This is a genomic window from Klebsiella sp. GB_Kp056 (genome assembly GCF_040064755.1).
Classification (GTDB): Bacteria; Pseudomonadota; Gammaproteobacteria; order Enterobacterales; family Enterobacteriaceae; genus Klebsiella; species Klebsiella quasipneumoniae.
Window position 1 is genome coordinate 38026 of record NZ_JBEAJA010000062.1, and the last position, 23935, is coordinate 61960.

19 protein-coding genes are annotated in these 23935 nt (G+C 58.1%); 8 read left to right on the plus strand and 11 right to left on the minus strand.

Features of this window, described 5'->3' with window-relative positions; translation table 11 throughout:
• Positions 1–9 precede the first annotated feature (9 nt).
• Positions 10–1728 (minus strand): ubiquinone-dependent pyruvate dehydrogenase, encoded by a 1719-nt coding sequence (poxB, locus tag ABLV52_RS21905; protein WP_023288997.1) that lies wholly within the window; start codon positions 1726–1728, stop codon positions 10–12.
• A 151-nt stretch (positions 1729–1879) separates the two neighbouring features.
• On the opposite strand from poxB, the gene ABLV52_RS21910 reads away from it, so the two are divergent.
• Complete coding sequence (locus tag ABLV52_RS21910; RefSeq protein WP_023288998.1) at positions 1880–2314, plus strand: DoxX family protein; 435 nt, start codon at positions 1880–1882, stop codon at positions 2312–2314.
• A gap of 86 nt (positions 2315–2400) precedes the next feature.
• Here the strand turns inward: ABLV52_RS21910 and hcr are convergent, their stop codons facing one another.
• The 4 genes from hcr to aqpZ form a co-directional block, all read right to left on the minus strand.
• On the minus strand, positions 2401–3369 hold the full coding sequence (hcr, locus tag ABLV52_RS21915) for an NADH oxidoreductase (protein WP_032455254.1): 969 nt from the start codon (positions 3367–3369) through the stop codon (positions 2401–2403).
• A gap of 10 nt (positions 3370–3379) precedes the next feature.
• A complete protein-coding gene (gene hcp / locus ABLV52_RS21920; RefSeq protein WP_348890928.1) occupies positions 3380–5032 on the minus strand; it encodes a hydroxylamine reductase in 1653 nt (550 codons plus the stop codon).
• A 143-nt stretch (positions 5033–5175) separates the two neighbouring features.
• The gene (locus tag ABLV52_RS21925; protein ID WP_048334579.1) at positions 5176–6075 is read right to left on the minus strand and encodes a lysine exporter LysO family protein; all 900 of its coding nucleotides are present in this window, start codon (positions 6073–6075) and stop codon (positions 5176–5178) included.
• 115 nt (positions 6076–6190) lie between these two features.
• Positions 6191–6886, minus strand: a complete 696-nt coding sequence (gene aqpZ, locus ABLV52_RS21930) for an aquaporin Z (RefSeq protein WP_004201355.1) — start codon at positions 6884–6886, stop codon at positions 6191–6193.
• A gap of 418 nt (positions 6887–7304) precedes the next feature.
• Between aqpZ and ABLV52_RS21935 the strand changes: the two genes are divergently transcribed.
• The 3 genes from ABLV52_RS21935 (at position 7305) to macB (ending at position 12162) form a co-directional block, all read left to right on the plus strand.
• The gene (locus ABLV52_RS21935) at positions 7305–8963 is read left to right on the plus strand and encodes an ATP-dependent endonuclease (protein ID WP_264980566.1); all 1659 of its coding nucleotides are present in this window, start codon (positions 7305–7307) and stop codon (positions 8961–8963) included.
• Positions 8964–9109: 146 nt separating this feature from the next.
• Positions 9110–10225, plus strand: a complete 1116-nt coding sequence (gene macA / locus ABLV52_RS21940) for a macrolide transporter subunit MacA (protein WP_023289004.1) — start codon at positions 9110–9112, stop codon at positions 10223–10225.
• On the plus strand, positions 10222–12162 hold the full coding sequence (macB, locus tag ABLV52_RS21945; protein ID WP_044521907.1) for a macrolide ABC transporter ATP-binding protein/permease MacB: 1941 nt from the start codon (positions 10222–10224) through the stop codon (positions 12160–12162). Before macA ends, macB begins: the two co-directional genes overlap by 4 nt.
• A gap of 76 nt (positions 12163–12238) precedes the next feature.
• Here the strand turns inward: macB and cspD are convergent, their stop codons facing one another.
• Positions 12239–12460, minus strand: coding sequence for a cold shock-like protein CspD (gene cspD / locus ABLV52_RS21950; RefSeq protein WP_002896516.1), 222 nt, complete (start codon positions 12458–12460; stop codon positions 12239–12241).
• Positions 12461–12785: 325 nt separating this feature from the next.
• On the opposite strand from cspD, the gene clpS reads away from it, so the two are divergent.
• Together clpS and clpA are read left to right on the plus strand one after the other, a co-directional pair.
• Positions 12786–13103 (plus strand): ATP-dependent Clp protease adapter ClpS, encoded by a 318-nt coding sequence (clpS, locus tag ABLV52_RS21955; protein WP_002896520.1) that lies wholly within the window; start codon positions 12786–12788, stop codon positions 13101–13103.
• A gap of 30 nt (positions 13104–13133) precedes the next feature.
• Positions 13134–15413, plus strand: a complete 2280-nt coding sequence (gene clpA / locus ABLV52_RS21960) for an ATP-dependent Clp protease ATP-binding subunit ClpA (RefSeq protein ID WP_335898042.1) — start codon at positions 13134–13136, stop codon at positions 15411–15413.
• Positions 15414–15535: 122 nt separating this feature from the next.
• Here clpA and infA read toward each other — a convergent pair whose 3' ends face one another.
• The 5 genes from infA to trxB all read right to left on the minus strand — a co-directional run bounded on the left by infA (position 15536) and on the right by trxB (position 21420).
• The gene (infA, locus tag ABLV52_RS21965; protein WP_001040187.1) at positions 15536–15754 is read right to left on the minus strand and encodes a translation initiation factor IF-1; all 219 of its coding nucleotides are present in this window, start codon (positions 15752–15754) and stop codon (positions 15536–15538) included.
• A gap of 353 nt (positions 15755–16107) precedes the next feature.
• Complete coding sequence (gene aat / locus ABLV52_RS21970; protein ID WP_023289006.1) at positions 16108–16809, minus strand: leucyl/phenylalanyl-tRNA--protein transferase; 702 nt, start codon at positions 16807–16809, stop codon at positions 16108–16110.
• A gap of 39 nt (positions 16810–16848) precedes the next feature.
• A complete protein-coding gene (cydC, locus tag ABLV52_RS21975; RefSeq protein WP_348890929.1) occupies positions 16849–18570 on the minus strand; it encodes a cysteine/glutathione ABC transporter ATP-binding protein/permease CydC in 1722 nt (573 codons plus the stop codon).
• Entirely contained in the window at positions 18571–20337 is a 1767-nt protein-coding gene (gene cydD, locus ABLV52_RS21980; RefSeq protein WP_044521908.1) for a cysteine/glutathione ABC transporter permease/ATP-binding protein CydD, read from the minus strand.
• Positions 20338–20451: 114 nt separating this feature from the next.
• Entirely contained in the window at positions 20452–21420 is a 969-nt protein-coding gene (trxB, locus tag ABLV52_RS21985; RefSeq protein WP_102003815.1) for a thioredoxin-disulfide reductase, read from the minus strand.
• Positions 21421–21952: 532 nt separating this feature from the next.
• On the opposite strand from trxB, the gene lrp reads away from it, so the two are divergent.
• Together lrp and ABLV52_RS21995 are read left to right on the plus strand one after the other, a co-directional pair.
• Positions 21953–22447 (plus strand): leucine-responsive transcriptional regulator Lrp, encoded by a 495-nt coding sequence (gene lrp, locus ABLV52_RS21990; RefSeq protein ID WP_000228469.1) that lies wholly within the window; start codon positions 21953–21955, stop codon positions 22445–22447.
• 135 nt (positions 22448–22582) lie between these two features.
• Positions 22583–23935, plus strand: a 1353-nt coding sequence (locus ABLV52_RS21995) for a DNA translocase FtsK 4TM domain-containing protein (RefSeq protein WP_348890930.1), incomplete at its 3' end; no start/stop codon positions are given.

Here is a 23935-nt window from a genome sequence, read left to right on the forward strand (position 1 = left end):
GCTTCTGTTTTACCTGAGCCAGTTGGTTTTCGCCAGTTCGATGACTTCATCGCCGCGCCCGCTGATGATCGCCCGCAGCATATACAGGCTAAAGCCTTTCGCCTGCTCCAGCTTGATCTGCGGCGGGATCGCCAGCTCCTCTTTGGCGACCACGACGTCGACCAGCACCGGACCGTCGGTGCGGAAGGCGGTCTGCAGCGCTTCATCCACCTCGGCGGCTTTCTCAACGCGAATACCTTTAATACCGCAGGCTTCGGCGATGCGGGCGAAGTTGGTGTCGTGCAGCTCTGTGCCGTCGGTGAGATAGCCCCCGGCCTTCATCTCCATCGCCACGAAACCCAGCACACTGTTGTTAAAGATGATAATTTTCACCGGCAGCTTCATCTGCGCCAGCGACAGAAAATCCCCCATCAGCATGCTAAACCCGCCGTCGCCGCACATGGCCACCACCTGACGCTCCGGCGCGGTGGCTTTGGCGCCAATGGCCTGCGGCATGGCGTTGGCCATGGAGCCGTGGTTGAATGAACCCAGCAGGCGGCGTTTGCCGTTCATCTTGAGATAGCGTGCCGCCCAGACGGTCGGGGTGCCGACATCGCAGGTGAAAATGGCGTCTTCATCGGCAAAATGGCTGATCTGCTGCGCCAGATATTGCGGGTGGATCGCCTTCTCGCTGGGCTTCGCCAGATCGTCGAGTCCTTTTCTCGCGTCGCGATAGTGCTCCAGCGCCTTATCGAGGAAGCGGCGATCGGTTTTCTCTTCCAGCAGCGGCAGCAGCGCCTTTAGCGTTGATTTGATGTCGCCCACCAGCGCCATATCAACCTTACTGTGCGCGCCGATGCTGCCGGGGTTAATGTCGATCTGAATAATTTTGGCGTCGGTCGGATAGAAGGCGCGATAGGGGAACTGGGTGCCGAGCAGGATCAGAGTGTCGGCATTCATCATGGTGTGGAAGCCAGAAGAGAAGCCAATCAGCCCGGTCATGCCCACATCATACGGGTTGTCATACTCCACATGCTCTTTACCGCGCAGCGCATGGACGATGGGGGCTTTAATTTTCGCTGCGAACTCCACCAGCTCCTGGTGGGCGCCGGCGCAGCCGCTACCGCACATGAGCGCGATATTGCTGGAGTAGCGGATAAGCTGCGCCAGCTTGCGCAGCTCCTCGTCGGCCGGGGAGACCGTCGGCAACGGCGCATGATACCAGTGGCTGCTGGCGCTCTCCGGGGCGGCTTTCAGCGCCACGTCGCCGGGCAGAACCACCACCGATACGCCGCGGTTAATCACCGCCTTACGCATCGCCACCGCCAGCACCTGCGGGATCTGCTCCGGGGTGGAGACCAGCTCGCAGTAGTGGCTGCATTCGCGGAACAGCTCCTGGGGATGGGTCTCCTGGAAATAGCCGCTGCCAATCTCGCTGGAAGGGATGTGGGCGGCAATGGCCAGCACCGGGACATGGTTGCGGTGACAGTCAAACAGACCGTTGATCAGGTGCAGGTTACCCGGACCGCAGGAACCGGCGCAGACCGCCAGTTCGCCGGTCAGTTGCGCCTCCGCGCCGGCGGCGAAAGCAGCGACCTCTTCGTGCCGGGTGGCCATCCAGTCGATGGTGCCCATGCGGTTCAGGCTATCGCTCAATCCATTGAGGGAATCGCCGGTGACGCCCCAGATACGTTTCACGCCGGCCTGTTCCAGCGTTTTGGCAATGTATGCGGCCACGGTTTGTTTCATGATCTCCATCTCCTTTTTTTGATAACGCCTTCAAGCTTAGATGAAACTGCAGCGTACGTTGCCGATTTCCCTCAAATTTTCGCTGGTTTTATTGCTGAAGTTTTGGGCATGCTCTGGCATCTCACAGGGTGTAAAACAGGAAGCACATCAAATGGTTAAGGGATTGTTAAACACAGTAAACAGAACGCTGTCGCATGAAGATGCCGGTAAACTCTTGTTACGACTCGCCGTCGGCGGGTTAATGCTCTTTCACGGTTTGCACAAGCTGCTGGATGGCGTGGACGGCATTAGCGGGATGCTGGTGGCGAAGGGGTTGCCGGGGTTTATCGCCTACGGTGTGCTGGTGGGGGAAGTGGTTGCCCCCTGTTTGTTGATTGTCGGCATCCTGACGCGCCCAGCGGCGCTGGTGTTGGCTTTCACCATGGTAGTGGCGTGGCTGATGGTCGGTCTCGGCAAGACGTTTGCGCTTGATGCGGTGGGCGCGTGGGCGATTGAGAATCTGGTCTATTTCTTTGTTGGCGCGCTGGCGATTGCGCTTTTGGGCGCCGGGCGTTACTCGCTGGCCGGTCAGTCGGCCTGGCGATAGCCATGCGCCGAAAGGCGGAACAACTGCGTACGACGTAAAGCAGAAACAGAGGCCGGATAAGCATAGCATCATCCGGCCTTTTAAGGTCAGGCCAGAACCAGATCGCCCAGCGGGTGACAGGAGCAGGCCAGCACATAGCCGTCGGCGATTTCGCCGTCGGTCAGCGTCATGGTGCTGGTGACGCTATACTCCCCGGAAACGACTCTGGTTTTGCAGCAGCCGCAGACGCCGGCGCGGCAGGCGACGGTCACCGGCACCTGATTGCTCTCCAGCGCATCGAGCAGGGTGGTGCCCACCGGCGCGTAAAATTCTCGCGCCGGCTGCAGTTTGGTGAATTTCAGCCCGCTGGTGGCGGCCTCCGCCACCGGGGTGAAGAACTTCTCCTTAAAGAAGCGGGTAACACCCAGGGCGGCAACGTCCTGTTCAACTTTCTCCATATACGGCGCTGGCCCGCAGGTCATCACGGTGCGGCTGGCGATATCCGGTACGCTCTGCAGTAGTTCCGGGGTCAGACGGCCGGCGACAAAACCGTGCGTCGCGTGGTGCTCCGCCACCAGGGTAACCGGATAGTTGCGCCACTCTTCGGCAAAGATCACATCCTCCGGCGAACGAACGCTATAGATCACCTGCACGTCGGCCTGCGGACGGTACTTCGCCAGCCAGCGGCGCATCGACATGATCGGCGTGACGCCGCAGCCAGCGGCCAGCAGCAGGAACTTATCATCCGCTTTATCCTCGCAGGTGAAATCCCCCATCGCGTCGGACAGCCAGATATAGTCGCCGCGCTTTACGTCGCGGGTGAGCCACTGTGAGCCCGCGCCATCGTCAATACGGCGAACGGTCAACGTAATATATTCGCTGACGCCCGGCGTGGACGAAATAGTGTAAGCGCGCAGGGTCTCTGCCGAATGACGCACGCTGACCAGGGCGTACTGCCCGGCACGGTACGGATAATAGTCATGACAGAGCAATGAAACGGTCCACACATCCGGCGTTTCCTGATGGATGTGATGCACCTGCATTCGCCACGGGCATTGTGAGGTTGGCATGGTCATCAGGGACTCCTTACGCGCTCAGCAGCTGCTGCATATCTTGTTCCACGGTGGTCACGGAACGCAGACCAAACTTCTCATTGAGGATAGCCAGCAGATCCGGAGTGAAGAAGCCAGGCGCCGTCGGGCCGGTGACAATGTTTTTCACGCCGAGAGACAGCAGCGTCAGCAGGATGACAATCGCTTTCTGCTCGAACCAGGAAAGCACCAGCGATAGCGGCAGATCATTGACGCCGCAGCCCAGTTTTTCCGCCAGGGTCACCGCCAGGATAATCGCCGAGTAGGCATCGTTGCACTGACCGGCATCGACCAGACGCGGCAGGCCTTCAATATCGCCGAAATCGAGTTTATTGAAGCGGTATTTACCGCAGGCCAGGGTCAGGATCAGGCAGTCGTCCGGCACGCTGGTGGCGAAATCGGTGAAATAGTGACGTTCCCCGCGGGCGCCATCGCAGCCGCCGACGAGGAAAATGTGACGTAGTTTTTCCCGGCTGACCAGATCGATCAGTGTGTCCGCCGCGCCGAGCAGGGTCTGACGGCCAAAGCCGACGGTGATCAGATGCGGGATCTCGCTGTACGGGAAGCCAGCCATCTGCTGCGCCTGGGCGATAACCGGCGCGAAGTCTTCACCTTCCAGGTGGTTCACGCCCGGCCAGCCGACGATGCTGCGGGTCCAGATACGATCGTCGTAGGCGCCGACGGTGGGGTCGATGATGCAGTTAGAGGTCATGACGATGGGGCCCGGGAAGCGGGCGAACTCCACCTGCTGGTTCTGCCAGCCGCTGCCGTAGTTCCCAATCAGGTGTTTGAATTTACGCAGCTCCGGATAGCCGTGCGCCGGCAGCATTTCCCCGTGGGTATAGACGTTAACGCCGGTGCCTTCGGTCTGCTCCAGCAGGTTATAGAGATCTTTCAGGTCATGGCCGGAGATCAGGATGCACTTGCCCTCGGTCGCTTTAACGTTGACCTGGGTTGGGGTCGGATGACCGTATTTGCTGGTCTCACCGGCGTCCAGAATGCTCATGACTTTGAAGTTCATCTGGCCGATCTCCATTGAGCACTCCAGCAGCGCGTTCATATCGGCAGGCCAGGTACCCAGCCATGCCATGATTTTATGGTACTGGGCGTAGATGTCGTTGTCGTACTGGCCGAGAACGTGCGCGTGCTCCATATAAGCCGCAGCGCCTTTCAGGCCGTACAGGCACAGCAGGCGCAGGCCGAGAATGTTGTCGCCGATGGCCGCTTTGTCTTTGTTCGGGGTAAATTCCGCCGCCTGACGCTGCAGGTCGCCCAGATCGTCGCTAGCCAGTTGCAGAGCGGCCATCGGATTGTTAACCGTCGCGTGGGCATCAATGTTCAGGCACTGCGCTTTAAGCGCTTCACGCATGGCGATAGCCTGTCGCGCATAGCCAACGATACGCGGGGAGTCGAAGTTAACGTTAGTCAGCGTTGAGAAAAAAGCGCGCGGCGCAAAGCTATCGACGTCGTGGTCGATAATGCCATATTCGCGGGCCTTGAGCGCCCAGGCGGAGAGGCCTTGCAGTGACGCAATCAGCAGATCCTGTAGATCGGAGGTTTCCGCTGTTTTACCGCACATCCCCTGCGCGTAAGAGCAGCCGTTGCCGGCCGGGGTACGAATGGTTTGTTCACATTGCACACAAAACATGGTCACACCTTTAAAGTTATATTTGATATACATGTTTAAGGTTATGCCCGAGCGCGTGAGGAGAAAAGGTATTTCTGATACAACTTAAAGGGAGATTGATTTAGCGCAAAATTGGCGGCAGGAAGTCTGCCGCCAGCGCCTGCTCAGGCGGCAAAAAAGGCGATCAGGATCGGGACCAGCAGGCTCAGCAGAAAACCGTGCACGATGGCGGCAGGGACGATCTCCACGCCGCCGGAACGCTGCAGCACCGGTAAGGTGAAGTCCATGGAGGTGGCGCCGCACAGCCCCAGCGCCGTGGAGCGGCTACGGCGAATCAGGCCCGGAATTAACATGATGGCCAGCAGCTCGCGGCACAGGTCGTTAAAGAACGCCGCGCTGCCGATCACCGGGCCAAAGGATTCGGTCAGTAAAATACCGGAGAGTGAATACCAGCCGAAGCCGCTGGCCATCGCCAGACCGGTCTTTAGCGGCAAATCCAGAATAAAGGCGTTGAGGATGCCGCCGAGTAATGAACTGGCCGTGACCACCACGGCGACGATCATTCCCCGCCGGTTGAGGACTATTTGTCGCAGACTCATTCCATTATTGCGTAATTGAATACCGACGAGGAACAGGAGAAAGATCAGCGTATATTCGCTGGCTTCGGTGGCGTGTTGTAAAAAAGACAGGCCGGTCAGGCCAAGCAAGAAACCGAGCACCACCACACCGCACAGCTGGAGTGATTCCAGGGCCATGGCCAGGCGCGAGGGTAATTTCTCCTGACGATGCAGACTGCGCCAGGGCATTTTTCTTTCCAGCCACAGCAGAGCGGTAATATTACACAGTAAAATGATGACCACGCTCACCGAGGCGTAATGCAATATCGCCAGCAGATTGCTGGCCAGATTGTCGAGAAACGCCAGGCTGATACCCATAAAAAAGAGGATCACATAGACAATCCAGCTCAGCATCCGGTTAATCAGTTTTAACGCGGAGGAGTGACGAAGAGGCAGTAAATAGCCGACGACCAGCGGCAACAGAATGATGAACAGTCCCGAGAACATGAACGATGCAACCCTTGCATGATGAGAATAGCGCTCATGACACTATCCAAATAGCCGGGCCGAGTAAAGCTGTCGCCAGAAAGAAAAAGCCCGGGGACCCGGGCCTTAGAAAAGATTAATCGCGTTTTTCCAGCAGAGTACGGTACAGCACGCCGCCGAGGATCCCGCCGACGATCGGCATGACCCAGAACAGCCACAGCTGCTGCAGCGCCCAACCGCCCTGGAAAATCGCCACCGCGGTGCTGCGCGCCGGGTTGACCGAGGTGTTGGTGACCGGAATGCTGATCAAATGGATGAGGGTCAGCGCCAGGCCGATAGCGATCGGCGCGAAGCCCGCAGGCGCGTGTTTGTCGGTAGCGCCATGGATAACCAGCAGGAAGCCGCAGGTCAGTACGATTTCAATAACGATAGCCGACAGCATAGAGAAGCCGCCCGGGGAGTGTTCGCCATAGCCGTTGGAGGCAAAACCGCTGGCGGCGGCATCAAAGCCGGCTTTACCGCTGGCCACTACGTACAGCACCGCGGCGGCAATAATTCCGCCGACCACCTGGGCGATAATATAGCCAATGACCTCTTTCGCCGGGAAACGACCGCCGGCCCACAGGCCTAAGGTCACCGCCGGGTTGAAATGACCGCCGGAAATATGGCCAACCGCATACGCCATGGTTAATACGGTTAAACCAAATGCCAGCGCCACGCCGGCAAAACCGATACCCAGCTCGGGAAATGCTGCGGCAAGGACGGCGCTACCGCAGCCGCCAAATACAAGCCAGAAGGTGCCGAAGCATTCGGCTGCTAATTTTCTGAACATAACCACCTCAATTTAAATGTATACGCGCACGAGCGGACCGTGCCGTTCTTTATTTATCGTGATAAGGGACGACGATAAAAATAAAGCGGCGTTATTCTAGAGATAATCGCCATCCCAGAGCCAGTTAAATATATTGATATTATTTGATTTAGGGCAAGGTGAAGGGATTGCGTTTGCCAGTTTAACTATTCCTATATCCATCCAAGATTATCAATAGTGTAGAACATAACGTCTGAAATAAAACTATTTTGTTTGATGAATAATCAACAGCGGTTAATAGGCGGTAAGTGTGTAATTTTATGAATATATTTAACCTCCTGAATAGGATGCGCGAGGTGACTAAGCGGAGTGTCATCTTGCCGCCGCCCTCGCTATACTGTTGATTACTGAAGGAGAGTGGTGGTGTAGCGGAGGGGATATGCTTCTTGAGCGCGTAGAAATCGTCGGTTTTCGCGGTATCAATCGTCTGTCGTTGATGCTCGAGCAAAATAACGTCCTGATCGGGGAAAACGCGTGGGGGAAGTCCAGTCTGCTTGATGCGCTGACCCTGCTTTTGTCGCCAGAGTTCGATCTTTATCACTTTGTTCGCGATGACTTTTGGTTCCCCGCGGGCGACATCCAGGGGCGCGAGCACCATTTGCATATTATTCTGACCTTCCGCGAAACGGAGCCGGGACGCCATCGGGTGCGGCGTTTCCGTCCGCTTCAGCGCTGTTGGGTGCCCTGTGATGACGGGTATCACCGGGTGTTCTACCGCCTGGAAGGCGAACTCGCCGATGATGACAGCGTGATGACCCTGCGCAGTTTTATCGATGGCGAAGGCGAAGCGCTGGCGCTGGAGGATATCGATGAGCTGGCCAGACACCTGGTGCGTTTGATGCCGGTGCTGCGTCTGCGCGACGCGCGCTTTATGCGGCGCATTCATAACGGAACGGTACCGCACTCGCCGCAGATAGAGATCACCGCCCGCCAGCTGGATTTTCTGTCCCGCGAACTGGTCAGCCACCCGCAAAATTTATCCGACGGTCAGATCCGCGAGGGGTTGTCGGCCATGGTGCAGCTGCTGGAGCATTATTTTGCCGAGCAAAGCAGCGCCCAGACGCGACATCGCCTGATGCGGCGGCGTTCCCATGATGAACAGCGTAGCTGGCGTTATCTGGATATTATCAACCGGATGATCGACAAGCCCGGCGGGCGCAGCCATCGGGTGATCCTGCTGGGGCTGTTCGCCACCCTGCTGCAGGCGAAAGGGACGGTGCGCCTCGATCGCGACGCGCGGCCGCTGCTGTTGATTGAAGATCCCGAGACCCGCCTGCATCCGATCATGCTCTCCGTCGCCTGGCATCTGCTGAATTTGCTGCCGTTGCAGCGGGTGACCACCACCAACTCCGGAGAGCTGCTGTCCCTGACGCCGGTGGAGCAGGTGTGTCGGCTGGTGCGTGAATCGGCGCGGGTGTCGGCATGGCGGCTGGGGCCCGGCGGAATGAATGCCGAAGAGAGTCGGCGCATTGCCTTTCATATCCGCTTCAATCGCGCCTCATCGCTCTTCGCCCGCTGTTGGCTGCTGGTGGAGGGGGAGACGGAAACCTGGGTTATCAACGAACTGGCCCGCCAGTGCGGCCATCATTTTGATGCTGAAGGGGTGAAAGTCATTGAATTCGCCCAGTCGGGCCTGAAGCCGTTGATCAAATTCGCCCGCCGGATGGGGATCCAGTGGCACGTGCTGGTGGACGGCGATGAGGCAGGGAAAAAATATGCCGCGACCGTACGCGGCCTGCTGAATAACGATCGCGAGCTGGAGCGCGACCATCTGACCACTCTGCCGGCGCTGGATATGGAACACTTTATGTATCGTCAGGGATTTGATGACGTTTACCACCGGGTGGCGCAGATCCCGGATAATGTGCCCATGAATATGCGGCGGGTGATCACCAAGGCCATTCATCGTTCATCCAAGCCGGACCTGGCGATTGAGGTGGCAATGGAAGCCGGCCGCCGTGGGGTGGACGCAGTGCCGCCGCTGCTGAAAAAAATGTTCTCGCGGGTACTGTGGCTGGCCCGCGGTCGCGCCGATTAATCTCTTCGCCGTCGGGGGGCTCGGCGGCGCAAAGCTCTCCGGCAGCTAAACAAAACGTCATTGGCGCGAAAAATGGATGTTCTGTTGCCAACGGGTTTCGATAGAATCACCGCCTGGATCGGCAGGGAAACAGCAGGAATCGGAATATGAAATTGAAGGGAAAACGCAGGACCGTCTGGTGGCTGTTGGCGATCGTGGTGCTGGGTCTGGCTGTCTGGGGATGGCGGATCCTCAACGCGCCGCTGCCGCACTACCAAACACTGGTGGTGCGCAAAGGCGACCTCCAGCAGAGCGTGCTGGCTACCGGCAAGCTGGATGCCCTGCGAAAAGTTGACGTCGGCGCCCAGGTCAGCGGACAGCTGAAGACGCTGCACGTGAATATCGGCGATAAGGTCAAAAAGGACCAACTGCTGGGGGTTATCGATCCTGAGCAGGCGCAAAACCAGATCAAAGAGGTGGAAGCGACGTTGATGGAGCTGCGCGCCCAGCTCAATCAGGCGCGCGCGGAGAGTAAGCTGGCGCAGGTGACCCTGGCCCGTCAGCAGCAGCTGGCGCAGCGCCAACTGGTCTCGCGACAGGACCTCGATACCGCGGCCACCGACCTGGCGGTGAAACAGGCGCAAATCGGCACCATTGAAGCGCAAATTAAGCGCAACCAGGCGACGCTCGACACCGCGAAGACCAACCTCGACTACACGCGGATCCTGGCGCCGATGGCTGGCGAAGTGACGCAAATTACCACCCTTCAGGGACAGACGGTGATCGCTGCCCAGCAGGCGCCGAACATTCTGACCCTGGCGGACCTCAGCACCATGCTGGTTAAAGCGCAGGTCTCCGAAGCGGATGTCATCCATCTCAGACCGGGGCAAAAGGCGTGGTTTACCGTGCTGGGCGACCCGTTAACCCGCTATGAAGGCAAGCTGAAGGACATTCTGCCGACGCCGGAAAAAGTCAACGACGCCATCTTCTATTATGCCCGCTTCGAGGTCCCGAACCCGCAGGGGATCCTGCGCCTCGACATGACCGCGCAGGTGCATATTCAACTGGCCGAGGTGAAGAACGTGATCACCATCCCGCTGAGCGCCCTGGGCGATGCGGTCGGTGATAACCGCTACCACGTCCGGCTGTTGCGTACCGGCGAGGTCAAAGAGCGTGAGATTGTCATTGGCGCGCGCAATGATACCGACGTCGCGGTGGTGCAGGGACTTGAAGAGGGGGATGAGGTGATCGTCGGCGAGAGCGCGAGCGGGGCGGCAAAATGACGGCCTTGCTCGAGCTGCGTGATATTCGTCGCAGCTATCCTTCCGGCGACGGCAGCGTTGAGGTCCTCAAGGGGATCACCCTCAGTATCCATGCCGGGGAGATGGTGGCGATCGTGGGCGCCTCCGGCTCGGGTAAATCAACACTGATGAACATCCTTGGCTGCCTTGATAAACCCACCAGCGGCACCTATCGGGTGGCGGGAACCGATATTGCACAGCTGGATGGCGATGCGCTGGCCCGTCTGCGGCGGGAACACTTTGGTTTTATCTTTCAACGCTATCACCTGCTGTCGCATTTGACCGCCGCGCAGAACGTCGAAGTGCCGGCGGTGTATGCCGGCAGTGAACGGCGGGCGCGCCTGGCGCGCGCTCATGAGCTGCTGGCGCGCCTGGGGCTTGGCGATCGCGCCGACTATCAGCCGTCGCAGCTGTCCGGCGGACAACAGCAGCGGGTCAGTATCGCCCGCGCCCTGATGAACGGTGGGGAAGTGATCCTCGCCGATGAGCCGACCGGCGCGCTGGATAGCCATTCCGGCGAAGAGGTGATGGCGATCCTGCACCAGCTGAAAGCGCAGGGGCACACGGTCATCATTGTCACTCACGATCCGCAGGTCGCCGCTCAGGCGGAGCGGATCGTCGAGATCCGCGATGGCGAAATCGTCCGCAACCCCTCCGCCAGCCGCCAGGGCGGTGGGCTGCGCGCCCGTCAGCAGGAGGAGCCCTCGGCGTGGCGTCAGTTCACCAGCGGCTTTCGCGAGGCGCTGGTCATGGCCTGGCGGGCGATGGCGGCGAATAAAATGCGCACCCTGCTGACCATGCTCGGCATTATTATTGGGATTGCCTCGGTGGTGTCGATCGTCGTGGTGGGCGATGCCGCCAAACAAATGGTGCTGGCAGATATTCGCGCGATAGGCACCAATACCATTGACGTCTACCCTGGCAAGGATTTTGGCGATGACGACCCGCGCTATCAGCAGGCGCTGAAGTATGACGACTTGCTGGCGATCCAGAAACAGCCGTGGGTGCGTTCCGCTACGCCGGCGGTGTCAAAAAGCCTGCGTCTGCGCGCCAACAATATTGACGTAGCCGCCAGCGCGGAAGGGGTGGGGCCGCAATACTTTAATGTTTACGGCATGACCTTTAGCGAGGGCAATACCTTTAATGAGCTGCAGCTCAACAGCCGGGCGCAGGTGGTGGTGCTCGACAGCAATACCCGTCGCCAGCTGTTTCCCAATAAAGCGAAAGTGGTGGGCGAGGTGATTCTGGTGGGCAATATGCCGGCCACGGTGATTGGCGTTGCGGATGAAAAGCAGTCGATGTTCGGCAGCAGTAAAATTCTCCGCGTCTGGTTGCCCTACACCACCATGGCGGGAAGGGTGATGGGCCAGTCGTGGCTGAACTCGATCACCGTTCGCGTTCATGAAGGCTATGACAGCGACACCGCTGAAAAACAGCTGCTGCGTTTGCTGGAGCTGCGGCATGGTAAAAAAGATGTATTCACCTGGAATATGGACAGCATCTTGAAAACCGCCGAAAGGACCACACATACCTTACAGCTGTTCCTCACATTGGTGGCGGTGATCGCCCTGGTGGTCGGCGGGATTGGCGTGATGAATATTATGCTGGTGTCGGTGACCGAACGGACGCGTGAGATAGGCATCCGCATGGCGGTTGGCGCCCGGGCCAGCGATGTGCTGCAGCAGTTTCTCATCGAAGCGGTGCTGGTTTGCCTGGTCGGCGGCGCGCTGGGGGTGACATTGTCGCTGATGATTGCGTTTATTCTGCAGCTGTTTCTCCCCGGCTGGGAGATCGGTTTTTCGCCGCTGGCGCTGGTGACAGCGTTTCTCTGTTCGACGTTAACCGGGGTGCTGTTTGGGTGGCTGCCGGCGCGCAATGCGGCGCGGCTCGATCCGGTGGATGCCCTGGCGCGGGAGTAGTCGGGATGAGAAATAAAAATGCCAGTCAGAAGGACTGGCATTTTATTAGCAGGATGTACACAATGAAGCAAAAGAGTTATGCAGCCGTTTCCGCTTCCACAGGGACGATCACGCTGGCGTGGTTGCCTTTTGGCCCCTGGTGAACATCAAACCGAACGGCTTGTCCGGCTTTTAGCGTTCTGTAACCATCCATCTGGATGGTGGAGTAATGGGCGAAAATGTCTTCGCCGCCGCCCTCAGGGCAGATAAAACCGAACCCTTTGGCATTGTTGAACCACTTAACAGTACCCATTTCCATACTTCGACATCCTTCGTAAATCTTTATTAGTAAGATGGAATGAACCGGTGGTGGAGTGACGAGTTGTTCAATTGCTCGCCAACTCTCGCCACTACAATTTAGAGAAATACGAAAACGCGTCAAGCGATTGAGGAGGGGGAGCGGCGAAAAATGCGTCAAAATTTGAAGCAGTTAACGCTATTGCCGGGGAATGTGACAGCCGTCGCGGATAGAAGCGATAGATGATAGTTATCTATGATCTGTTGTAGATTTGTGATGAGCATAACCTCTGGTCATCGACAGGCCTCCGCCTGTTGGCAACAGCAACCGATGATGAACACTGACGATGAGTAAGAGAGATTGGCTGGACTTCGAGCACCTGGTTGACGACGAAGTTCGTGATGCGATTAAACCGCCATCTATGTATAAAGTGATATTGGTCAATGATGACTACACTCCAATGGAGTTTGTTATTGACGTGTTACAAAAATTCTTTTCTTATGATGTTGAACGTGCAACGCAACTGATGCTCACGGTTCACTATGAAGGTAAGGCGATTTGTGGCGTGTTTACCGCGGAAGTGGCGGAGACCAAAGTCGCTATGGTGAATCAGTACGCGAGGGAGAACGAGCATCCATTGCTGTGTACGCTGGAAAAAGCCTGAATACAGGCATGAAAATTGGGGGAGGTGCCTATGCTCAATCAAGAACTGGAACTCAGTTTAAATATGGCTTTCGCCAGAGCGCGCGAGCACCGTCATGAGTTTATGACCGTCGAGCACTTGCTGCTGGCTCTGCTAAGCAACCCCTCGGCCCGTGAGGCCCTGGAAGCGTGTTCAGTGGACCTGGTGGCATTGCGTCAGGAACTTGAAGCCTTCATCGAACAAACCACACCCGTCCTGCCAGCCACGGAAGAAGAGCGCGACACCCAGCCGACGCTGAGCTTCCAGCGTGTGCTGCAGCGCGCCGTCTTCCACGTGCAATCTTCTGGCCGCAGCGAAGTGACCGGCGCCAACGTGCTGGTGGCGATTTTCAGCGAGCAGGAGTCGCAGGCCGCCTACCTGCTGCGTAAACATGAAGTGAGCCGACTCGATGTGGTGAACTTCATTTCTCATGGTACACGCAAAGACGAGCCGAGCCAGTCTTCCGATAACAGCGGAAGCCAGCCTGGCAATGAAGAGCAAGCCGGCGGGGAGGAACGTATGGAAAACTTCACCACCAACCTCAATCAGCTTGCTCGCGTCGGCGGCATTGATCCCCTGATCGGCCGTGAAAAAGAGCTGGAGCGCGCCATTCAGGTTCTGTGCCGTCGGCGTAAAAATAACCCGCTGCTGGTGGGGGAATCCGGCGTCGGTAAAACCGCCATCGCCGAAGGCCTTGCCTGGCGTATTGTGCAGGGCGATGTGCCGGAAGTCATGGCTGACTGCACCATCTACTCGCTCGATATTGGTTCTCTGCTGGCCGGCACGAAATACCGTGGCGATTTTGAAAAACGCTTTAAAGCGTTGCTCAAACAGCTGGAGCAGGATACCAACAGCATCCTGTTCATTGATGAGATCCACACCATCATCGGTGCGGGGGCGGCGTCTGGCGGTCAGGTCGATGCGGCTAACCTGATCAAACCGCTGCTTTCCAGCGGCAAGATCCGGGTGATTGGCTCCACCACTTACCAGGAGTTCAGCAACATCTTTGAGAAAGATCGTGCGCTGGCCCGCCGTTTCCAGAAAATTGATATTACCGAACCGTCGGTGGAAGAGACCGTCCAGATTATCAACGGCCTGAAGCCGAAGTACGAAGCGCACCACGATGTGCGTTATACCGCCAAGGCGGTGCGTGCCGCGGTTGAGCTGGCGGTGAAATACATTAACGATCGTCATCTGCCGGATAAGGCGATTGACGTGATTGACGAGGCAGGGGCGCGGGCGCGCTTAATGCCGGTCAGCAAGCGTAAGAAAACGGTTAATGTGGCGGATATCGAGTCAGTGGTGGCGCGCATTGCGCGGATCCCTGAGAAGAGCGTCTCCCGCAGCGATCGCGATACGCTGAAAAACCTTGGCGATCGACTGAAAATGCTGGTCTTTGGTCAGGATAAGGCCATCGAGGCGCTGACGGAAGCCATCAAAATGGCGCGCGCCGGGCTGGGCCATGAGCACAAGCCGGTGGGTTCATTCCTGTTCGCCGGGCCGACCGGGGTGGGGAAAACCGAAGTGACCGTGCAGCTGGCGAAGGCGCTGGGTATCGAGCTGCTGCGTTTTGATATGTCCGAATATATGGAACGTCATACCGTCAGCCGTTTAATCGGGGCGCCTCCGGGATACGTCGGCTTCGACCAGGGCGGGCTGCTGACCGATGCGGTGATTAAACATCCGCATGCGGTGCTGCTGCTCGATGAGATCGAAAAAGCGCATCCGGACGTGTTCAACCTGCTGCTGCAGGTGATGGATAACGGAACGCTGACCGATAACAACGGACGTAAAGCGGACTTCCGCAACGTGGTGCTGGTGATGACCACCAACGCCGGGGTGCGGGAAACCGAGCGTAAATCGATTGGCCTTATCCAGCAGGACAACAGTCCGGATGCAATGGATGAGATCAAGAAGATCTTTACGCCGGAGTTCCGTAACCGTCTCGACAACATTATCTGGTTCGATCACCTCTCCACCACGGTGATCCATCAGGTTGTCGACAAGTTTATCGTCGAGCTGCAGGTTCAGCTGGATCAGAAAGGCGTCTCCCTGGAAGTCAGCCAGGAAGCGCGCAACTGGCTGGCGGAAAAAGGCTACGACCGGGCGATGGGGGCACGTCCGATGGGACGCGTCATTCAGGACAACCTGAAAAAACCGCTGGCGAACGAGCTGCTGTTTGGCTCGCTGGTCGACGGGGGGCAGGTGACGGTCTCTCTGGACAGCGCGAAAAATACGCTGACTTACGACTTCCAGAGCGCGCCGAAGCACAAACCGGAAGCCGCCCACTAAGGCGATATCTTGCATGTAAAAACCGGCCATTGGCCGGTTTTTTTTTGCTGGCTGGCGGTAGAAATGAAAAGACCGGGAATTATCCCGGCCTTCAGCATCTGACGCCTTAGTGGCGAAAACAATCAGCGACTACGGAAGACAATGCGGCCTTTGCTCAGGTCGTACGGGGTCAGCTCAACAGTCACTTTGTCGCCCGTCAGAATGCGGATGTAGTTTTTACGCATTTTACCGGAGATATGCGCGGTTACCACGTGACCGTTTTCCAGTTCTACGCGGAACATAGTGTTAGGCAACGTTTCAAGTACGGTGCCCTGCATTTCAATATTGTCTTCTTTGGCCATCTAGTCCTCTGGGGTATCACTACCGTAGTTTTGAACCGGCAAGATAATGCCGAAGTTCATCATGTAAGTAAAGTTTTACGTGTCTACCCTGAATCATTCACCTTACCGCAAGGCGCGCAGTCAGCACGCCGGCAATGGAAATATGACGGGTATGAATCGCCGAAGTAGTTTTGGCGCATTGCCCGGGACACACACGGCCATGCCGCGTGACAGGCGCAAACGTAAAGGGGAGTGACAGAACGATGGGCGTTATCTGACTCTTATTATTCCCAAACGGCGGCGGGGCAACAGGCAGAAGCTACTCTACCGCGCAATTATACCATCCTGACGCAAAATGTGCTGAAAACATTTTATTATCCGCCCGGAAATAGCACCCGTGGTACCCAAAATCGCTCGGGTAGACGGTAGCCGCGTAATACCGACAGATAGTCCAGATAATCGCGGCGGGGAATATCCACTGCGCCTAATGACGCGGTGTGGTTGTTCAGCACCTGACAGTCAATTAATTTACCGCCGCTCTGCGCAAAGTCCTGGCAAAATACCAGCAGCGCGGTTTTAGAGGCATTTTCCGCCCGGCTGAACATCGACTCGCCGCAAAACAATGCCCCCTGCGCCACGCCGTACATTCCCCCCACCAGGGTATTCTCCTGCCAGACTTCAATGGAGTGGGCATGGCCCAGCTCATGCAGCTGGTGATAGGCGCGAACGATGCTGCTGGTTATCCATGTGCCTTCGTCACGATCGCTGGCGCAGCCCTCAATCACCTCGCCAAAGGCATGATTGAGCGTGACGCGGTAGGGGGAGCGCTGATGAAAGCGCTTCATGCTGCGGCTGAGATGGAACTGTTCCGGCCAAAGCACTGCCCGGGGATCGGGCGACCACCAGAGGATCGGGTCGCCGGGGGAAAACCAGGGAAAAATACCACGCTGATAGGCCATCAGCAGACGCGCGGGGCTTAGATCGCCGCCGAGCGCCAGCAGGCCGTTAGGTTCACGCAGGGCGCCTTCCGGAGAAGGGAAGGCGATAGAATGCCGGGAGAGCTGAACCAGACGCATTTTAACCTCAATACGCATCAGCAAAAATTAGATAATAGCCTACAGACGCTGTTTAAACTGGAAGTACCGGCCCTGTTTAGCGAGCAGCTCCGCGTGACTACCTTGCTCAATTATCTGGCCGTTGTCCATGACTATTATCTGATTAAAACGCGCCAGGCCTCGCAGGCGGTGGGTGACCATCAGCACGGTTTTCTCGCGCATGACTTCTGCCAGCAGATGCAGGATCTGGCTTTCGGTGGCGGCATCCAGACCTTCTGTCGGTTCATCCAGCAGCATCAGCGGCGCATCGTGGAGCAGCGCGCGGGCGATGGCCAGCCGGCGCAGTTCGCCGCCGGAAAGCTGGCGTCCGCCTTCGCCCAGCCAGCCGTTGAGTCCGCCATCTTCCAGCAGTTTTTCCAGGCCTACCTTCTCAAGGGTGGCGCAGAGCAGAGTGTCATCAGCCTCAGGCGCCGCCAGCTGGAGGTTGTCGCGCAGGGTGGCGCTGAACAGATGCACGCGCTGCGGCACCACGCTCATTGACTGCCGCAGGGTGGCTTCGCTCAGCCCGGACAGCGGCTGGTCGTTGAGCAATATCTCTCCCTGCGCCGGATCCCATGCGCGGGTGAGCAACTGCAACAGCGTCGACTTTCCGCAGCCGGTTCGGCCAAGAATAGCGATATGTTCCCCGGCGGCAATCTGCAGGGAGATGTTCTCCAGGGCGGGGGAGGGCTGCTGCGGGTAGCGGAAGGTGACCTGCCTGAAGGTTAAGGCCACCTGCGCAGGCCTGCTGGCCTCGCCCTCAACGAAGGAGACTTCCGGCTGCTGGTCAGTGATCTGCGAGATCCGCAGCGCGGAGGCGATCACCTGACCTAAATGCTGGAAAGCGCCGGTGACGGGCGCCAGGGCTTCGAAAGCCGCCAGGGCGCAGAAGACGAACAGGGCGATCAGCGCCCCGGGCTGACTGTTGCCGCCGACGCCGTCTGAGGCCAGCCAGAGCATGGCCACCACGGCGACTCCGCCGATTAACAGCATTAGCGCCTGTGAAAGCGCGGTCAGCTCGGCCTGGCGACGCTGCGCGTCCTGCCAGCTGAGCTCGGTTTTTTCCATTTGCGCGCGATAGCGGTCGCTGGCGTTAAACACCATCAGCTCCGCCTGGCCCTGCAGCCAGGCGGTAAGCTGTTGCCGATACTGGCCGCGCAGCTGGGTCATACTCTCTCCGGCCGGTTTACCGGCGCGATAGAACAGCGGCGGCATAACCAGCAGGGTCACCAGCATGATGCCGCCGAGCGTCAGCGCGAGGGTAACGTCGAGCAGGCTTAATCCGCAGGTCACCACCACAATCACCACCAGCGCGCCGACCAGCGGCGAAATGACCCGCAGGTAGAGATGATCCAGGGTGTCGACGTCGGCGACTACGCGGTTGAGCAGTTCACCCTGGCGAAAGCGCGCCAGCCCCGCCGGAGAGAGGGGGAGCAGTTTGCTGAAGGTGAAGACGCGCAGGTGCTGCAGCACGCGGAAGGTGGCATCGTGGCTGACCAGACGCTCGAAATAGCGTCCGGCGGTACGGATAATCGCTGCGCCGCGGACGCCCGCAGCGGGCAGCATATAGTTAAAACTGTAGATCCCGGCGACGCCCACCACCGCAGAGGCGGAGAGAAACCAGCCGGAGAGCGTCAGCAGGCCGATACTGGCCAGCAGGGTCACAATAGCCAGTACGATGCCGAGCAGCAGCATCCATTTGTGGCGTTTATACAGTGCCAGATAGGGTAAGAGCGCGCGCATTTAAATCTCCTCCTGACGATGGGCCAACAGCGCCGAGAAGACCCCGCCGGCGCGGGCCAGCGTGGCGTAGTCGCCTTGTTCGATAATCTGTCCGTCCTGCATCACCCAGACGGCATCCCAGTCCGCCAGACCCTCAAGCTGATGGGTAACCAGCAGCGTGGTTTGCTGGGTAGAGGCGTGGGTCAACGCCTGCATGACCCGTTGTTCGCTATGGGCGTCGAGGCTGGCGGCGGGTTCATCCAGCAGCAGCAGGCGGCACGGCACCAACAGCGCGCGGGCGACCGCGATACGCTGCGCCTGGCCGACCGACAGACGGCCCGCCTGATCGCCCACGGCGGTATGGATCCCATCCGGTAGCAGAGCGATAAACTCGCTCACCCAGGCCTTGTCCAGCGCCAGCCGAAGCTGGGCATCGCTGGCTTCCGGCCACGCCAGCAGCACATTTTCCCGCAGCGTGGCGGCAGGAAGCTGGGGATTCTGCCCCACCCAGCTTAACAGGCGACGCCAGCGATCGGCGTCCAGCTCGCGCAGCTCCACGCCGTTGACCTTCAGCGAACCTTCATAGGGCAAAAAGCCGAGCAGGGTGTTCAGCAGGGAACTTTTCCCTGAGCCGCTCTGCCCCACCAGCACCACCCGCGCGCCTGCAGGCAGTGAAAAATTCAGCGGCCCGGCGAGGACTTTCCCGTCGGGAGATTTAATCAGCAGATCGCGCGCTTCCACGCCAATCAGATCGTTATCATTTAAGGTTTTTTCGCCACGCTCCACCTGGGTCAGCGGGGTTTCCATAAACGTTTTCAGACTGTCCGCAGCGCCGACGGCCTGGGCTTTGGCATGGTAGAAGGTGCCCAGGTCGCGTAATGGCTGGAAAAACTCCGGGGCGAGGATCAGCGTCAGGAAGCCCGCCATCAGCGTGACGCCCGCGCCATAGTGGCCGAAGTTAAGCTCGCCCAGGTATGAGAAGCCGAAATAAACCGCTACCAGCGCAATGGAGAGCGAGGTGAAAAACTCCAGTACTCCGGAGGAGAGGAACGCCAGGCGCAGGACTTCCATGGTGCGTTGGCGAAAGTCCTGCGAGGCGTCGCGAATATTATCCGTTTCGGCCTGACCACGGTGAAAAATACGCAAGGTTTCCATGCCGCGCAGACGGTCGAGGAAGTGGCCGCTGAGGCGGGCCAGCGCCTGGAAGTTACGCCGGTTGGCATCGGCGGCGCCCATCCCAACCAGGGCCATGAACAGGGGGATCAGCGGCGCGGTGCCGAGGAGGATCAGCGCGGCGGCCCAGTTGATCGGGAAAATAGTGATAACGATCAGCAGCGGCACGCAGGCCGCCAGCGTCATCTGCGGCAGGTAGCGGGCATAATAGTCATGCATATCGTCGATCTGCTCGAGGATAAGCGTCGCCCAGCTGCCGGCCGGTTTACCCTGGATCCACGCCGGGCCCGCCTGCTGGAGACGGTCGAGCACCTGGCGGCGAATTTCATAGCGAATATGCTGTCCGGCCTGAAAGCCGACCCGTTCACGCAGCCAGACCACCCAGGCGCGCAGCACAAAGGTCAGCACCAGCAGGGTCAGCGGCAGCAGCAGGGCGGTCGCAGGAATATTCTCCATCACCATCCGGTGCAGGATCCGCGCCAGGAACCAGGCCTGCGCCACGATCAGCAGACCGCTCGCCACGCCGAGGAGGCGGGAAATCATCAACCAGCGACGGGAGATAATGCTTTGCTGTTTTAACCAGCGGGTTAACTCTTGTTGACGGGTTTTATTCATTGCGCGCTTAGCAGGTGTCGTTATGGGAATATTGGGCACGGCAATGTTACATCGCGGCAAAAATAAAGGCGACTTTTCGTCGCCTTCTTTACCTTTGTTACTGACTTGTAAAGATTATTTGCACGCGTCAGCCAGACCGTCGAGGTAACGTTCAGCGTCCAGCGCCGCCATGCAGCCGGTGCCGGCGGAGGTGATAGCCTGACGATAAATATGGTCCATGACATCGCCGGCGGCAAACACGCCCGGGATGCTGGTCTGGGTCGCATTGCCGTGGATACCGGACTGCACTTTGATGTAGCCGTTCTCCAGCTCCAGCTGACCTTCAAAGATGGCGGTGTTCGGGCTGTGGCCGATGGCGACAAACAGACCGGCTACTTCCAGGGACTCGACGTTGTCGCTGTTTTTGGTATCGCGCAGACGCAGGCCGTTGACGCCCATCTGGTCGCCGGTCACCTCTTCGAGGGTGCGATCGGTATGCAGCACGATGTTGCCGCTTGCCACTTTGTCCATCAGGCGTTTGATGAGGATTTTTTCCGCACGGAAGGAATCGCGACGGTGGATCAGATGTACCTCAGAGGCGATGTTCGACAGATACAGGGCCTCTTCAACCGCGGTGTTGCCGCCGCCGATCACCGCCACTTTCTGGTTGCGATAGAAGAATCCGTCACAGGTGGCGCACGCGGAAACGCCGCGGCCCTTGAAGGCTTCTTCGGAAGGCAGACCCAGGTAACGGGCTGAAGCGCCGGTGGCGATAATCAGCGCGTCACAGGTGTATTCGCCGCTGTCGCCGGTCAGACGGAACGGCCGGTTTTGCAGGTCGACGCGGCTGATATGGTCGAAAATAATCTCGGTTTCAAATTTCGCGGCATGCTCGTGCATGCGCTCCATCAGCAGCGGACCGGTCAAATCGTTCGGATCGCCTGGCCAGTTTTCCACTTCCGTCGTGGTGGTCAGCTGACCGCCTTTTTCCATCCCGGTGATCAGCACCGGCTGCAGGTTGGCGCGCGCGGCATAGACCGCCGCGGTGTATCCCGCAGGTCCAGAACCAAGAATAAGCAGTTTACTGTGTTTGGCTGTGCCCATGAGATCCCCATAATAATTGGCATACATTGGGCTGGGATTGTAGGGAATTTGTTGTCGTAAAAAAAGAGCGCAGCGATTTTGTTAACGATGTGTGCAATAGAAGCGGCCGATGAATTGGCGATTTTCCCGGCAAGGAATATAACTATTTCTACTGTTGGCGGGACAATTATAAGACGAAAAAATGAGAATCAACCAGGGTGGATGATGAATATCTGGCATCTTGTACTAAAAATCGATGTTTTGCTTTGACAATCCCCTGTGCTTTTGCGAAAACATTCAAGGAAGAAGAAAAGCAGTATTTGGCGTGCGGCGAATTTTCATGCACGCAAATGCCATTTTTATCCGGGTTAACGAAATCTACGCATGGTGTGGACAGACGCCATGCGTGATATCGGTGACTGCCGTCAGGCAACGGGCTTCTCACGTACCCCTGGGTTACCTAATGTCGTACGGGTAATAACAGGATGGGCTCTGGCAGTGAAGGCACAGAGCCGGAACAGGAGTAGGGAAGGAATACAGAGAGACAATAATAATGGTAGATAGCAAGAAGCGCCCTGGCAAAGATCTCGACCGCATTGATCGTAACATCCTGAATGAATTGCAAAAAGATGGGCGAATTTCTAACGTCGAGCTTTCTAAACGGGTGGGACTTTCTCCGACGCCTTGCCTTGAGCGTGTGCGTCGTCTTGAAAGACAGGGTTTTATTCAGGGCTATACGGCGCTGCTCAACCCGCATTATCTGGATGCATCACTTCTGGTATTTGTTGAGATTACTCTGAATCGTGGCGCACCGGATGTGTTTGAGCAATTTAACGCCGCAGTGCAAAAACTTGAAGAAATTCAAGAGTGTCATCTGGTTTCCGGTGATTTCGACTATCTGTTGAAAACCCGCGTACCGGATATGTCAGCGTATCGTAAATTACTGGGCGAGACCTTGCTGCGCCTGCCGGGCGTTAACGACACCCGTACCTATGTGGTAATGGAAGAAGTCAAGCAAAGTAATCGTCTGGTTATTAAGACGCGCTAACACGGAACAGGTGCAAACTCGACGTAGTTTGATTACACTCCTGTTAATCCATACAGCAACAGTGCCGGGGAGACCCGGCGCTGTTGTCCGTTTTAGCAGCAGGCAGGAAACAGCCTGATACCTGGAGAGCCTTTCTTGAGCCAGGAATACACCGAAGACAAAGAAGTCAAACTTACCAAACTCAGCAGCGGGCGCCGACTCCTTGAGGCGATGCTCATCCTTTGCTCCCTCTTCGCCATCTGGCTGATGGCGGCATTACTGAGCTTTAACCCCTCGGACCCAAGCTGGTCGCAAACGGCATGGCATGAGCCTATTCATAATTTAGGCGGCGCCCCCGGCGCGTGGCTTGCCGATACCCTGTTTTTCATTTTTGGCGTCATGGCCTATACCATCCCGGTGATCATCATCGGCGGATGCTGGTTTGCCTGGCGGCATCAGGAAAACGACGAATACATTGATTATTTCGCCGTTTCTCTGCGTCTCATCGGTGCGTTAGCCCTGATCCTGACCTCCTGCGGTCTGGCGGCGATTAACGCCGATGATATCTGGTACTTCGCCTCTGGCGGGGTGATTGGCAGCCTGCTGAGCACCACCCTGCAACCGCTGCTGCACAGCAGCGGCGGCACCATCGCTCTGTTGTGCATCTGGGCGGCCGGCCTGACGCTGTTTACCGGCTGGTCGTGGGTCAGCATTGCGGAAAAACTGGGCGGCGGCATCCTGTCCGTACTCACCTTTGCCAGCAACCGCACCCGTCGGGACGATACCTGGGTCGATGAAGGCGAATACGAAGACGACGATGAAGAGTACGACGACGAAGAGGCGGCAACCCCCCAGGAGTCGCGTCGGGCCCGTATCTTGCGCAGCGCGCTGGCGCGGCGTAAACGTCTGGCCGAGAAGTTTACCAACCCTATGGGGCGTAAAACCGACGCGGCGCTTTTCTCCGGCAAACGGATGGACGACGGGGAAGAGGCCGTGCAGTACAGCGCCAGCGGTGCGCCTGTCGCCGCCGACGATGTACTGTTTTCCGGCGCCAGCGCCGCGCGCCCGGGCGATTTCGACCCTTACGATCCGTTGCTGAACGGCCACAGTATCGCTGAGCCGGTGGGCGCAGCGGCGGCGGCCACTGCCGCGCCGCAGGCGTGGGGCGAGTCGACGGCGGGCCATCAGGGCGCTGCGCCGGCTTATCAGCCAGAAGCCAGCTATCCGCCGCAGCAGGCCTACCAGCCTGAACCCGCCCCGTTCCAGCAGGCTGCTTATCAGCCGCCAGCGGGGCAACCCGCGCCGCAGGCGTATCAGCCAGAGCCGGCGCAGTATCAACAGCCGGTTTACGATCCGCATGCCGGACAACAGCCTGCGCAGCAGGGGTATCAACCCGAGCATGCGCCGCACCAGCAGCCGGTTTACGATCCATATGCCGGACAACAGCCTGCGCCGCAGGGGTATCAACCCGAGCATGCGCCGCACCAGCAGCCGGTTTACGATCCATAT